Source organism: Vibrio sp. KUL70, from assembly GCF_059725515.1.
On sequence record NZ_AP045834.1, the window covers coordinates 2,868,980 to 2,883,589 of the forward strand.

General features: G+C 46.8%; 13 protein-coding genes. 11 read left to right on the forward strand and 2 right to left on the reverse strand.

All coding sequences use genetic code 11. The features are described from left to right. Window positions 1–63 precede the first annotated feature (63 nt). The 9 genes from AC6I7V_RS12915 to fis all read left to right on the forward strand — a co-directional run bounded on the left by AC6I7V_RS12915 (window position 64) and on the right by fis (window position 9,893). On the forward strand, window positions 64–1,890 hold the full coding sequence (locus tag AC6I7V_RS12915) for a DUF294 nucleotidyltransferase-like domain-containing protein (protein WP_498010998.1): 1,827 nt from the start codon (window positions 64–66) through the stop codon (window positions 1,888–1,890). A 6-nt stretch (window positions 1,891–1,896) separates the two neighbouring features. Continuing rightward, on the forward strand, window positions 1,897–2,529 hold the full coding sequence (locus AC6I7V_RS12920) for a 3'-5' exonuclease (protein WP_255229700.1): 633 nt from the start codon (window positions 1,897–1,899) through the stop codon (window positions 2,527–2,529). 219 nt (window positions 2,530–2,748) lie between these two features. Beyond that, the gene (gene acs, locus AC6I7V_RS12925) at window positions 2,749–4,698 is read left to right on the forward strand and encodes an acetate--CoA ligase (protein WP_255229699.1); all 1,950 of its coding nucleotides are present in this window, start codon (window positions 2,749–2,751) and stop codon (window positions 4,696–4,698) included. Between the two features lie 340 nt (window positions 4,699–5,038). Further along, on the forward strand, window positions 5,039–5,488 hold the full coding sequence (gene aroQ, locus AC6I7V_RS12930; protein ID WP_255229697.1) for a type II 3-dehydroquinate dehydratase: 450 nt from the start codon (window positions 5,039–5,041) through the stop codon (window positions 5,486–5,488). 74 nt (window positions 5,489–5,562) lie between these two features. Further along, window positions 5,563–6,030: an acetyl-CoA carboxylase biotin carboxyl carrier protein gene (accB, locus tag AC6I7V_RS12935; RefSeq protein ID WP_255229696.1), complete on the forward strand. Its 468-nt coding sequence runs from the start codon at window positions 5,563–5,565 to the stop codon at window positions 6,028–6,030. Window positions 6,031–6,045: 15 nt separating this feature from the next. Then, the gene (gene accC / locus AC6I7V_RS12940) at window positions 6,046–7,389 is read left to right on the forward strand and encodes an acetyl-CoA carboxylase biotin carboxylase subunit (protein ID WP_255229695.1); all 1,344 of its coding nucleotides are present in this window, start codon (window positions 6,046–6,048) and stop codon (window positions 7,387–7,389) included. Between the two features lie 188 nt (window positions 7,390–7,577). Beyond that, window positions 7,578–8,465, forward strand: a complete 888-nt coding sequence (gene prmA, locus AC6I7V_RS12945; protein WP_255229694.1) for a 50S ribosomal protein L11 methyltransferase — start codon at window positions 7,578–7,580, stop codon at window positions 8,463–8,465. A 139-nt stretch (window positions 8,466–8,604) separates the two neighbouring features. Beyond that, a complete protein-coding gene (gene dusB, locus AC6I7V_RS12950; RefSeq protein ID WP_172974252.1) occupies window positions 8,605–9,573 on the forward strand; it encodes a tRNA dihydrouridine synthase DusB in 969 nt (322 codons plus the stop codon). A 23-nt stretch (window positions 9,574–9,596) separates the two neighbouring features. Then, a complete protein-coding gene (fis, locus tag AC6I7V_RS12955) occupies window positions 9,597–9,893 on the forward strand; it encodes a DNA-binding transcriptional regulator Fis (protein ID WP_004729744.1) in 297 nt (98 codons plus the stop codon). A gap of 67 nt (window positions 9,894–9,960) precedes the next feature. Here fis and zntR read toward each other — a convergent pair whose 3' ends face one another. Next, complete coding sequence (gene zntR, locus AC6I7V_RS12960) at window positions 9,961–10,395, reverse strand: Zn(2+)-responsive transcriptional regulator (protein WP_261903276.1); 435 nt, start codon at window positions 10,393–10,395, stop codon at window positions 9,961–9,963. 334 nt (window positions 10,396–10,729) lie between these two features. Between zntR and purH the strand changes: the two genes are divergently transcribed. Together purH and purD are read left to right on the forward strand one after the other, a co-directional pair. Then, window positions 10,730–12,322 carry a bifunctional phosphoribosylaminoimidazolecarboxamide formyltransferase/IMP cyclohydrolase gene (gene purH / locus AC6I7V_RS12965; protein ID WP_498010999.1) on the forward strand — a complete coding sequence of 531 codons (1,593 nt, stop codon included), beginning with the start codon at window positions 10,730–10,732 and terminating at the stop codon, window positions 12,320–12,322. Between the two features lie 133 nt (window positions 12,323–12,455). Continuing rightward, entirely contained in the window at window positions 12,456–13,742 is a 1,287-nt protein-coding gene (gene purD, locus AC6I7V_RS12970; RefSeq protein ID WP_498011000.1) for a phosphoribosylamine--glycine ligase, read from the forward strand. Window positions 13,743–13,875: 133 nt separating this feature from the next. On the opposite strand, the gene AC6I7V_RS12975 is transcribed toward purD, so the two are convergent. Then, window positions 13,876–14,583: a DUF1481 domain-containing protein gene (locus tag AC6I7V_RS12975; RefSeq protein WP_498011001.1), complete on the reverse strand. Its 708-nt coding sequence runs from the start codon at window positions 14,581–14,583 to the stop codon at window positions 13,876–13,878. Between the last annotated feature and the right edge of the window lie 27 nt (window positions 14,584–14,610).

The following is a 14,610-nucleotide window of genomic DNA, read 5'->3' on the forward strand; positions in this document are numbered from 1 at the left end:
CTGGAGCTTCAGTGAGTTTTTGTCAGACTTAACTTTAGGTTCTTCACTCTATCTGCGACGCTTATGCCTGATAAATTTAATATGCAGCACCCACCCTTCGATAGCTTATCTGAGGCTGAACAACTGACCCTGCGTTCTGCGCTCGACGTGGTTTACTATCGTGCTCAAGAAACCATTCTCGAAGCGGATCGTCCAAGCCGCCATCTGCATATTTTAATCAAAGGTGCTGTGGAGGAGCGTGCTAGCCAAGATGGGGAAATTTACGCCCACTATGCGAACGACGATATCTTTGATGTACGCAGCCAATTTGAACCTCGCACTAAACACCAATACATCGCGCTAGAAGATACCCTCAGCTATCTGCTTCCGACCGACGTGTTCCTTGAGCTCTACAATGCCAATGGCCAGTTTGCGGCCTACTTTGATAACAACCTCGCCAAGCGTAAAGAACTCATAGAAGCCGCTAAACAGCAGCAAAATTTGGCTGAATTTATCTTAACCAAAGTCGACGATTCGATTTATCACCCACCTCTGATCCTCGAGCCTAATCAACCTATCAATGAAGTAACCAAAACCCTTAAAGAACAAGGGCTCGACTCGGCTTTAGTTCATTTAGCCCATGATGATCCAAAAGCTTTTGGATCATCATGTACCTTACCCTATTCTATCGTCACACGAACCAACTTATTGCACGCTGTGATGCTTGAGGATTATCCTCTTGATGCCCCTGTGGGTGAGATAGCAACCTTCCCAGTTTTGCATGTTAATGATGGTGATTTTCTGTTTAACGCCATGATTAATATGACGCGTAATCGGGTAAAACGCTTGATGGTTTGTGATGGGCAAGAAGCAGTCGGCATGCTCGATATGACACAAATATTGAGTGCATTCTCAACCCACTCTCATGTACTGACTCTGCGAATAGCTCGTGCCACCAGCATCGAAGAGTTAGCGATGGCCTCCAACAAACAGCGTCAATTGGTTGAGAGCTTAATCAACAATGGCATTCGAACACGCTTTATCATGGAACTGATCTCTGCGGTTAACGAGCAAATTATCGAAAAAGCTTTTGAACTGATTTTGCCTCCTGCACTGCAAAACCACTGCTGTCTGATTGTGCTCGGTTCAGAGGGACGCGGAGAACAGATACTCAAAACAGACCAAGACAACGCGCTGATTATTCAAGACGGTTTAGAGTGGCATCACTGTGAAGAGGTCATGGAAGAGCTGACTCATACCCTGCAGCAGTTAGGCTACCCGCTCTGTCCAGGCAATGTGATGGTGAACAATCCGAAATGGGTGCACTCACAACAAGGCTGGAAGGAAACACTTTCGCAATGGGTGAAAAAGGCGACTCCCGATACGGTCATGGACATCGCCATTATGGCAGACGCCCATGCAGTAGCGGGCAATCGAGATCTACTGCAACCCGTTAAAGAGCACTTGAGAGATTTAATGGTGGGACAAGAGCTGATACTCACAGAGTTCTGCCGCCCCGCTCTCAGCTTCTCTGTACCGCTATCTCTGTTTGGCAATGTGAAAACATCAAAGTCGGGGTTAGACATCAAACAAGGGGGGATATTCCCTATCGTTCATGGCGTAAGAGCCCTCAGCCTTGAGCACGGAATCCGTGTCAACAACACCTTCGAACGCATCGACGCACTGGTGCAAAAGAATGTTCTTGAACAAAGCACGGCAGACAACCTCAGCGAAGCGCTCAAACAGTTCTTCAAATGGCGTCTATCACAACGTTTATCGCAGCAGCACAACAGCAATAAACTCGACGTAAAACTCATGGAACGCGCAGACCGAGACCTACTAAGACACAGCTTGCACGTCGTGAAAAAGTTTAAGCAATGGTTGGGTTATCACTACCAAATTAGGGACTAGATCACCATGAACCGATTAGTGCGCTATTACTGGTATCGAAAGCTCAAAGGATCGCCCTATCAGGATCTCTTTACCACCAATTCAGGACAAGAGTTGGTGTCGCTCGATTGTGAAACCACCAGCCTCGACCCAAATCAGGCGGAACTGGTGTCCATTGCGGCCACCAAAATCATTGGTAACCGGATCATCACCAGTCAGCCATTTGAGGTCAGGCTAAGAGCACCTCAATCGTTAGATTCTAACTCAATCAAAATCCATCGAATCCGCCACCAAGACCTCAAACACGGGGTCGAAGAGAAACAGGCCATCAGTGCACTGCTCGACTTCATCGGCAATCGACCTTTGGTGGGTTACCACATCCGCTATGACAAAAAAATTCTCGATAAAGCGTGCTTAAAACACTTTGGTTTCCCTCTACCTAATCCATTAGTAGAAGTGAGCCAGCTCTATCAAGAAAAGCTCGAAAAGCACCTGCCTAATGCCTATTTCGATCTAAGTCTTGATACCATCTGTCGCCAACTCGACCTGCCGCTGCCCACCAATAAACATGATGCATTACAAGACGCTATCTCGGCTGCACTGATTTTTGTACGCCTACAACACGGTGCTCTGCCGCGTTTCAACTCTTCTTATTCGTAATTCAACCATTACGGATAAATGAAACGATCTAACTCTCAAAAAAGCACTTAACTCGCTATTTTTTAAGTAGAAACACGCTTCTCATCCTAAAGTCTAATTGTGGAAATGGCTCTGCTAACCGACAGTGATAACACAACAACAGTCCACTAACTTGACTTAGAAACTGAACTTAAAGGAAGTTGCCAATTCATTAGGAATGTAGGCACAAGGAGAGATGCAATGAGTGAAGCCCACGTTTATCCGGTAAAAGAAAACATCAAAGCAAATACGCACGCGGATAATGACACTTACCTAGCCATGTACCAACAATCTGTTTCTGACCCTGAAGGTTTCTGGGGCGAGCATGGAAAAATCGTAGATTGGATTAAGCCTTTCACCCAAGTGAAAAGCACGTCATTTGACCCTGGCCACATCGACATTCGCTGGTTTGAAGACGGTACGCTCAACGTATCTGCGAACTGTATTGACCGCCACCTGGCTGAGCGCGGTGATGAAGTCGCTATCATTTGGGAAGGTGATGACCCTGCTGACGATAAGACGCTGACTTTCAAAGAGCTGCACAAAGAAGTGTGTGAATTTTCTAACGCCCTCAAAGAACAAGGTGTGCGAAAAGGCGACGTTGTGTGTCTATACATGCCAATGGTGCCAGAGGCGGCGGTTGCAATGCTCGCTTGTACACGTATCGGTGCCGTTCACACTGTAGTGTTTGGTGGCTTCTCACCAGAAGCACTGTCAGGTCGTATCATCGATTCTGACTCTAAAGTCGTGATCACCGCTGATGAAGGTGTTCGTGGCGGCCGTGCCGTTCCTCTTAAGAAAAATGTCGATGAAGCTCTGACCAACCCAGAAGTAAAAACCATTCAAAAAGTTATCGTCATGAAACGCACTGGTGGCGACATTGATTGGCACGAGCATCGTGATGTATGGTGGCATGAAGCAACAGCAAACGTATCTTCTGAGTGCCCACCAGAAGAGATGAAAGCAGAAGACCCTCTATTCATTCTCTACACATCAGGTTCAACAGGTAAACCTAAAGGTGTTCTACACACAACCGGTGGTTACTTAGTTTATGCTGCAATGACGTTCAAGTACGTATTTGACTACCAAGAAGGCGAAACCTTCTGGTGTACTGCGGATGTGGGTTGGATCACGGGTCACACATACCTAATCTACGGACCACTGGCTAACGGCGCTAAAACAATCCTATTTGAAGGCGTGCCAAACTACCCAAATACTAGCCGAATGAGCGAAGTGGTTGATAAGCACCAAGTAAACATTCTATACACGGCTCCAACAGCGATTCGCGCTCTGATGGCGAAAGGTAACGAAGCGGTTGAAGGCACAACTCGTAGCAGTCTGCGTATTATGGGCTCGGTAGGTGAACCCATTAACCCAGAAGCGTGGGAGTGGTACTACAAAACGATTGGTAACGAGAACTCACCGATTGTTGATACATGGTGGCAAACCGAAACGGGCGGTATCTTGATCGCTCCTCTACCGGGTGCAACGGATCTAAAACCAGGTTCTGCGACTCGCCCATTCTTTGGCGTTCAACCTGCACTAGTCGATAACATGGGTAACATCATCGAAGGCGCGACCGACGGCAACCTAGTGATTCTAGATTCTTGGCCAGGTCAAATGCGAACTGTTTATGGTGACCATGAGCGCTTCGAGCAGACTTACTTCTCAACCTTCAAAGGCATGTACTTCACCAGTGATGGTGCTCGTCGTGATGAAGATGGCTACTACTGGATCACAGGTCGTGTGGATGACGTGTTAAACGTATCAGGTCACCGTATGGGTACGGCAGAGATTGAATCGGCGCTGGTTGCATTCGACAAGATTGCTGAGGCTGCAATTGTGGGCATCCCTCACGACATTAAAGGCCAAGCGATCTACGCTTACATCACCCTAAACGACGGTGAATTCCCAACGGCTGAGCTTCATAAAGAGGTGAAAGATTGGGTACGTAAAGAGATTGGTCCAATTGCGACACCAGACGTACTACACTGGACAGACTCTCTACCAAAAACACGTTCTGGTAAGATCATGCGTCGTATCCTGCGTAAGATTGCAACAGGCGATACAGGTAACCTCGGCGACACTTCAACACTTGCCGACCCAAGTGTGGTTGACAAGCTCATCGCAGAACAAGCTGAGCTGGCATAAAGCCGAGGATAAACGGTCCTAGCTGGGCATGTTTATCTGATATGTTTAAAACACCCCACCTTCAAACCGTCACTTGTGTGGCGGTTTTTTTATGCCTGATCTCGATCTCAAATATCCTCCCTGGAATTAAGGCCTCTCCCATTTTTTGTTAACTTGGTAACAATTATGCCCCATTACATTAGGAGATTAGACCAGTAAATTGCTGCGATTTGCGCTGAATTAGCTATAATCTGGTTCTAATTTTTAAAATCGGTCGTTTTAGCGCTAGCAAAACGGCATGATTTGTAAATAAAATGGGACATTCACACTCATCGTCATGATAAAGGAAGATAGCCCCACGATGTCTACAAAGTTTCGCATTCTAGTTTTAAATGGCCCAAACCTTAACCTGTTGGGCCTAAGAGAGCCGGCACATTACGGTTCTCAAACACTTGACCAGATAATTGATGGTCTGAAAGAGCAAGCGAAAACGCAGGACGTTGAGCTGTCTCACTTACAATCAAATCGTGAGTACGAACTCATTGAAGCCATTCACAGTGCATTTCAAAGTATTGATTTTATTATTATCAATCCAGCGGCGTTCACACACACCAGTGTGGCACTACGCGATGCATTGCTTGGTGTAGCAATCCCATTTATTGAAGTGCACCTTTCTAATGTTCACGCACGTGAACCATTTAGGCACCACTCATACCTCTCAGACAAAGCCGAAGGGGTAATTTGTGGTTTGGGTGCACAAGGCTACCAATTTGCTTTGACCGCTGCGATTAACAAGCTTCAGTCAAAGTAACGAACATAACCGAACTAATAGAAACCAGCTCCAGTCATAGAGCATGGTTCATTAACAAATAAGAGAAAGAAACGATGGATATTCGCAAAATCAAAAAGCTGATCGAATTGGTTGAAGAGTCTGGTATCGCAGAACTAGAAATCTCTGAAGGTGAAGAGTCAGTACGCATCAGCCGTAACAGCACAGCTCCTGCAGCAGCACCAGTTCACTACGCAGCAGCGCCTGCACCTGTAGCGGCACCAGCTCCTGCAGCGGCCCCTGCTCCTGCGGCGGCACCAGAAGCAGCTGAAGCTCCAGCGGCAGTAACTGGTCACCAAGTTCTTTCTCCAATGGTTGGTACTTTCTACAGCGCACCAAGCCCAGACGCAAAACCATTCGTTAAAGTAGGTCAACAAGTTAACGCTGGCGATACACTATGTATCGTTGAAGCAATGAAGATGATGAACCAAATCGAAGCGGACAAATCTGGTGTTGTAACTGCAATCCTAGTTGAAGACGGCCAACCAGTTGAGTTCGATCAAGCTCTAGTAATTATCGAATAATAGAGAAGCCTCATTATGTTAGATAAATTAGTCATCGCTAACCGTGGTGAAATCGCACTACGTATTCTGCGAGCATGTAAAGAGCTAGGCATCAAAACGGTAGCTGTTCACTCAACAGCTGACCGCGACCTTAAGCACGTACTGCTTGCAGATGAAACTATTTGTATCGGTCCAGCTCGTGGTATCGATAGCTACCTGAACATCCCTCGCATCATCAGTGCGGCCGAGGTAACAGGCGCTGTTGCTATTCACCCAGGCTACGGCTTCCTATCTGAAAACGCAGATTTTGCTGAGCAAGTTGAGCAAAGCGGCTTCATCTTCGTAGGCCCTAAAGCTGAAACTATCCGAATCATGGGTGATAAAGTTTCTGCAATCACGGCAATGAAGAAAGCTGGCGTACCTTGTGTACCCGGTTCTGACGGCCCATTGAACAACGATGAAGCAACCAACAAAGCTCACGCTAAGCGTATTGGCTACCCAGTTATCATCAAAGCATCAGGTGGCGGCGGTGGTCGTGGTATGCGTGTAGTTCGTTCTGAAAAAGAGCTAACTGAAGCGATCGCAATGACACGTGCAGAAGCAAAAGCATGTTTCAACAACGATATGGTTTACATGGAGAAGTTCCTAGAAAACCCACGTCACGTTGAAGTACAAGTAATTGCCGACGGTCAAGGCGGTGCTATCCATCTTGGTGAGCGTGACTGTTCTATGCAGCGTCGTCACCAGAAGGTTGTTGAAGAAGCACCAGCTCCAGGTATCACGGCAGAAATGCGTAAGTACATTGGTGAACGTTGTACTCGTGCTTGTCTTGAGATTGGCTACCGTGGTGCAGGTACTTTTGAGTTCCTATACGAAAACGGCGAGTTCTACTTCATCGAGATGAACACTCGTATCCAAGTAGAGCACCCAGTAACTGAAATGGTTACCGGTGTTGACCTAATCAAAGAGCAGCTGCGTGTTGCTGCGGGTCAGCCTCTGTCTTTCACTCAAGATGACATCAAGATCAGCGGTCACGCTATCGAGTGTCGTATCAACGCGGAAGATCCAGAGAAGTTCCTACCTTCACCAGGTAAGATCGAGCGTTTCCACGCACCTGGCGGCATGGGCGTACGTTGGGATTCTCACATCTACACAGGCTACACAGTACCACCTCACTACGATTCAATGATTGGTAAGCTGATCACTTACGGTGAGAACCGCGATGTAGCTATCTCTCGTATGAAGAATGCTCTAGGCGAGATGATTGTAGAAGGCATCAAAGTGAACATCCCTCTACAAGAATCGATCATGAACGACGAGAATTTCCAACACGGTGGTGCAAACATCCACTACCTTGAGAAGAAACTTGGTCTTCAATAGAAGCTAGTTTTGTGTAATTTGTTCGTGTAAGAACAGAATAAAATGCTCACTTTGGTGGGCATTTTTTGTTTTTAAGCATTCAAAAAACGCCACTCACTCGCCCATGATATTCCTTGGGGTTTTGGTGAATTTGCTCATATTTTCTGCTAGACTCGCCATCCAATTTTTCTCATATAGAAGATTCAGCCATGCCTTGGATTCAAATCAAGCTTAATGCGACCAACGAAAATGCCGAACAGATTGGCGACATGTTGATGGAAGAGACTGGCGCTCTTTCTGTCACTTTCCTTGATGCACAAGATACCCCTGTATTTGAGCCTCTGCCGGGTGAGACTCGACTTTGGGGCGATACGGATATCCTCGCTCTATACGACGCTGAAATTGATACCAGCGCCGTTCTAGCGCAAATTAAAGCGAGCAACATGTTCCCTGCTGATTTCGCTCACAAAGTCGAGCAGATCGAAGATAAAGACTGGGAACGTGAATGGATGGACAACTTCCACCCAATGAAATTCGGTGAGCGTCTATGGATCTGCCCAAGCTGGCGTGACATCCCAGAGCCAGACGCAGTCAATGTAATGCTTGACCCAGGTCTAGCGTTTGGTACAGGTACTCACCCAACAACAGCGCTTTGCTTAGAGTGGCTAGAGGGCTTAGATCTATCAGGTAAAACAGTGATCGACTTCGGTTGTGGCTCTGGCATCCTAGCGATCGCAGCGATCAAACTAGGCGCAGCAAAAGTTGTCGGGATCGACATTGATCCTCAAGCTCTGCTTGCATCAAAAGACAATGCCGAGCGCAATGGCGTTGCTGACCAATTAGAAGTATACCTGCCTCAAGATCAGCCAGAAGGTCTGATTGCTGATGTTGTCGTTGCTAACATCCTTGCCGGTCCACTACGCGAACTTTCAGGCATCATTAAAGGTCTAGTAAAAGAAGACGGTGTACTTGCGATGTCGGGTGTTTTAGATACACAAGCGGAAGACGTGGCGACTTATTACCGTGATGAACTTCACATTGATCCGATTGTTGAGCAGCAAGAGTGGTGTCGAATCTCTGGTCGCAAGCAAGGCTAGACAAGACTTTGAGCGCTAATTGACTGAATTTTATGCAAATTACAGAAACAAATTGTAAATGCTCAAATATTAGTCTTTTCACGCAGCAAAAAAATGCGTAAAATGCGCGCCCTTGCTGGTACAGAACTGTGATGACGTTTTGAAAATCGGAAATTATCAACTTAAGAACAATCTAATCGTCGCCCCAATGGCTGGCGTAACGGATAGACCATTCCGTGAGTTGTGTCTTCGCTATGGAGCGGGGATGGCAGTCAGTGAAATGATGTCCTCCAATCCAAAGGTTTGGAAAACGTCAAAGTCTCAGCAGCGTATGGTACATGAAGGCGAATCGGGCATTCGTTCAGTACAAATCGCTGGTGCAGATCCACAGCTTATGGCCGAAGCTGCGCAATTCAACGTTGAGAACGGTGCTCAAATCATCGATATCAACATGGGTTGTCCAGCCAAAAAAGTGAATAAGAAGCTTGCGGGCTCCGCACTACTGCAATACCCAGATCTTATTGAAGAGATCTTGAAGGCTGTAGTAAATGCGGTTGACGTTCCAGTAACGTTAAAAACTCGTACAGGCTGGGACACAGATAACAGAAACTGTGTCCAAATCGCTAAAATAGCCGAAAACTGCGGCATTCAAGCGCTTGCCCTTCACGGGAGAACTCGCGCTTGTATGTACAAAGGTGAGGCCGAATACAAACACATTAAAGCGGCGAAACAAGCTGTCTCTATACCGGTTATCGCTAACGGTGATATCGATAGCCCAGAGAAAGCGAAGTTTGTGCTGGAGTACACCGGTGCTGACGCTTTGATGATTGGCCGCCCTGCCCAAGGACGTCCTTGGATTTTCCAGGAAATCCACCACTATTTGGAAAACGGCACCACGATGGACCCACTCCCAACTTCGGAAGTGAAGGACATCATGCTTGGTCATGTTCACGCTCTGCATGAGTTTTATGGAGAGTTTTTAGGCCCGCGCATTGCTCGTAAGCATGTGGGCTGGTACCTAAAAGAACACGAACAAGCGAGTGAGTTTCGCCGTACCTTCAACGCACTCGAAGCAGGTGATCTGCAGCTTGAGGCGTTAGAAGGTTATTTTGATAACGTTGCACCATAATTACGAGAAGAGCTAGACCGAATATGTTCGAACAAAATCTGACTTCAGAAGCATTGACAGTGACTACAGTAACATCACAAGACCAAATCACGCAGAAACCACTACGTGATTCAGTGAAAGCATCATTGAAAAACTACCTTGCTCAATTAAACGGTCAAGAAGTCAGCGAGTTATACGAACTAGTATTAGCTGAAGTTGAACAGCCACTACTAGACACCATCATGCAGTACACTCGCGGTAACCAAACTCGCGCAGCAACTATGATGGGTATCAACCGCGGTACTCTTCGCAAGAAACTTAAAAAATACGGCATGAACTAATCGTTCTGACGTATAGAAATTTAAAGCCCAGCTTACTCAGTAAGTTGGGCTTTTTTTATATCGGTACTCAATCGCCGCAACAGCTGCCTTTCTGGGTATTCTCGGAATCCAATGCAGCTAAAATCGAGCAATGGCTTGCATCATCATCCACATGCCCACAACAAGCGTCATTGATTTTTTTCAGTGCGATTCGAATACGGCTCAACTCGGCAATTTTCTCATCAATCATCGTCAACTTAGCGCTGGTAATCGACTTCACTTCCGCACAACTGTGTTGCGTGGCCTCTAACCGAATATCGAGTAATTCTTTAATCTCTTCGAGGCTCAGGCCCAGCGCCTTTGATTTTAGAATGAATGTCACTTGTTTTTGGTTATTTTCATCATAGAGGCGATACCCAGATTCACTGCGACTTGCAGGGGCAATAAGACGGTTTTTCTCATAAAACCTCAGCGTATCCGCCGTCACGCCACAACGTTTCGCCAACTCTCCTATCTGAAACATAGTTTTTCCTGATTTTTCGTTACTGCCACAATTAACCTTTTCGTTACTTTTCAGGCTCAAATGGCAATTTTCATAATTATTTTTGAGATGCCAAACGATTGCGCGAGCTTTTTTGTAATAAATTAGTTAGAATGTGCGCCATCAAATTTGGAGACTGTTACTTTCTTAGGTATTAAACATAAGAAGAAGCGGAATCTCAAAGGTCTTTACCAAAACTGGCCAATATTTTATCTCTTGCTCTGTTGTACTCCACTCAGAGTGTAGAAGATAGAAACAAGTTCTTTTTTGGCAAATATCTTTATTTTAACTCCATGAATTTGAGGAAGATGGAAGCATGAATAACGCTCGTCCAATTCGCCGCGCCCTAATCAGCGTATCAGACAAAACTGGTATCGTTGAATTTGCACAAGCCCTTGCTAACCGTGGTGTAGATATCCTATCTACCGGTGGCACTGCTCGCCTGCTTGCTGAAAAAGGCATCTCTGTAACAGAAGTATCTGACTACACTGGCTTCCCAGAAATGATGGACGGCCGCGTTAAGACTCTACACCCAAAAGTTCATGGTGGCGTTCTAGGCCGTCGTGGTCAAGATGATGACGTGATGGAAACTCACGGCATCAATCCTATCGATATGGTTGTTGTTAACCTATACCCATTCGCAGAAACCGTTGCTAAAGAAGGTTGTACGCTTGCTGATGCCGTTGAGAACATCGACATCGGTGGTCCAACAATGGTTCGCTCTGCAGCGAAAAACCACAAAGACGTTACTATCGTTGTGAACGCTCATGACTACGACCGCGTTATCGCTGAAATGGACTCGAACGAGAAGTCTCTAACACTAGAAACTCGTTTCGACCTGGCTATCGCAGCATTCGAGCACACAGCTTCTTACGACGGCATGATCGCTAACTACTTCGGCACTATGGTCCCATCTTACGGTGAGAACAAAGAAGGTGACGAAGAGAGCAAATTCCCTCGCACGTTCAACCAACAGTTCCAGAAAAAACAAGACATGCGCTACGGTGAGAACAGCCACCAAGCAGCAGCATTCTACGTTGAAGCGAACCCTGAAGAAGCGTCTGTTTCTACGGCTCGCCAAATCCAAGGTAAAGCACTTTCTTACAACAACATCGCTGACACTGACGCAGCACTTGAGTGTGTGAAAGAGTTCGACGAGCCAGCATGTGTGATCGTTAAGCACGCTAACCCATGTGGTGTAGCACTAGGTAAAGATATCCTAGAAGCTTACGACCGTGCGTTCAAAACAGACCCAACGTCTGCATTTGGCGGCATCATCGCATTTAACCGCGAATTAGACGCAGCAACAGCAACCGCTATTACTGAGCGTCAATTCGTTGAAGTTATCATTGCTCCTTCTGTTTCTGCTGAAGCAGTAGAAATCGTCGCGGCTAAGAAAAACCTTCGCCTACTTGAGTGTGGTGAGTGGACAACTAAGACAACTGGCTTTGACGTGAAACGCGTTAACGGCGGCCTACTGGTTCAAGACCGTGACCAAGGCATGGTGTCTGAAGATGACCTTAAAGTGGTTTCTAAGCGTCAACCAACCGCTGAAGAGCTAAAAGATGCCCTATTCTGCTGGAAAGTAGCGAAGTACGTGAAATCTAACGCGATCGTTTACTCAAAAGGCGACATGACTATCGGTGTAGGCGCTGGCCAAATGAGCCGGGTTTACTCTGCGAAAATCGCAGGCATCAAAGCGGCAGACGAAGGTCTACAAGTTGAAGGTTGTGTAATGGCATCTGATGCATTCTTCCCATTCCGTGACGGTATCGACGCGGCTGCAGAAGCGGGCATCAAGTGTGTTATCCAACCAGGCGGCTCTATGCGTGATGACGAAGTTATCGCTGCAGCAGATGAGCACGGCATGGCGATGATCTTTACGGGCATGCGTCACTTCCGCCACTAGAAAAAAAAGATACGAGAGCGCTTCGCTACGGGAAACGAGAACGCTGCGCTCCGAGATGAGCAACACTATCATTTAGTGTTGCTCAGACATTTTCTAGTTCTACTACTATCAATTTTGATTGAAGGTTTAAAACATGAATGTATTGATTATCGGTGCCGGCGGTCGTGAGCACGCACTGGGTTGGAAAGCAGCACAAAACCCAAACGTTGAAACAGTTTTCGTTGCTCCGGGTAACGCAGGTACTGCACTTGAGCCAAAACTTGAGAACGTAAACATCGGTGTTGAAGACATCGCTGGTTTAGTGGCGTTTGCTCAAGAGAAAAAAATCGAACTGACTATCGTTGGTCCAGAAGCGCCACTGGTTATTGGTGTGGTTGACGCGTTCCGCGAAGTGGGTCTACCTATCTTTGGTCCAACTCAAGCAGCAGCGCAGCTGGAAGGCTCTAAAGCATTCACTAAAGACTTCCTAGCTCGCCACGATATCCCAACCGGTTCTTACGCGAACTTCACTGAGATTGAGCCAGCTATCGCTTACGTTCGTGAGCAAGGTGCACCAATCGTAGTTAAAGCTGACGGCCTTGCGGCTGGTAAAGGCGTTATTGTTGCGATGACTCTTGAAGAAGCAGAAGACGCAATCAAAGATATGCTAGCAGGCAACGCATTTGGCGAAGCTGGCAGCCGCGTAGTGATTGAAGAGTTCCTGGAAGGCGAAGAAGCAAGCTTTATCGTGATGGTAGATGGCTCTAGCGTACTGCCTATGGCCACCAGCCAAGACCACAAACGTGTGGGCGACAAAGACACTGGTCCTAACACTGGCGGCATGGGTGCTTACTCTCCTGCTCCTGTGGTTACGCCAGAAATCCACAACCGTATCCTGGAAGAAGTTATCTACCCAACGGTACGTGGCATGGACGCAGAAGGCGCGCCTTACACAGGTTTCCTATACGCAGGTCTGATGATCGCAGCAGACGGCACACCGAAAGTTATCGAATACAACTGCCGTTTCGGCGACCCAGAAACGCAACCTATCATGATGCGCATGGAGTCAGACCTTGTTGAGCTTTGCCTAATGGCTATCGACGAGAAGCTAGACCAAGCAGAATCTAAGTGGGACCCACGCGCTTCAATTGGTGTTGTTCTTGCAGCTGGCGGCTACCCTGCTGACTACGCAAAAGGTGACGTAATTTCACTACCTGAAGGCGATGTTGAAGGCCAAAAGATCTTCCATGCAGGTACAGCGAATAACGAAGCTGGCGAAGTGGTGACGAATGGCGGTCGTGTCTTGTGTGCTACTGCTCTTGGCAATAGCGTTTCTGAGGCTCAGGAGCGAGCGTACGCGCTAACTAAGCAAGTTAGCTGGAATGGTATGTTCCACCGCAATGACATCGGTTACCGTGCGATTGAGCGCGAGCAGAAGTAATCATTGTTGAGATTGCAGGTACTAAAAAGGCGCATCATGCGCCTTTTTTAATTTTTGAACCTAATTTGCAGCCTTCAGAGTATTTGGCCTACCATGATCCATTTACTCCAAATTCTGCTCAGCAGTGATATCTCTACTGCTCTTTCAACAACGTAGGGCGCACAATACAGTCGTGGCTGTCTTCCGCTAGCATCAGTAACTCTTCAACCGATACGCTACCCTTACCAAGTGATACATTACCCAGCACCGCCGCATAACTGTCTACCGTCGCTAAGCGGTTAATCACAAAGTTTGGCAGTGTTTGATTAAATTCAAATTCAGTGAATTCGTCACCGTCACAACTCTCAAATGAGGTGCCATTCCAGTAGCCTTGTAGCAACTCTAGGCCTTCGCCATTTTGTCTATCAGTCGCAGTCAACACAGACCTCGCTTCTTTTTTGTATCGCTCTAACTGCTTGACTTGAATCGGTAAGATTTTTTCATTGATACGGTGTTGTTGATAGACAGCCTCACCCGACGTATTAAAACGCACATGGACACGGTATGGCACGAGTTTACCATTAGAGTCGCGCTGTTCACCTTCACGGATGAACTCTCGCAAGATACCGTTCGACCAAGCATAATCGGTTTTGTACCAGCCATAATCGCCTACAGTAACGTAATCCGCTGAGCTGTGTGGCTGTGTAAGCTTATTGGTGATCCAATAGAAACTCGTGGCATCACCCATAACCTGACCGCCAGTATAGGTTTCAAATTGTTCGAGATTTTGCGTCGGACTGGATGAGGAACACCCAACGAGAAGTGCAGAGAAGAGAGAAACGAGAAGAAATGTTTTTTTCATAAAACCTGTACCGAGGTGGAATACAAC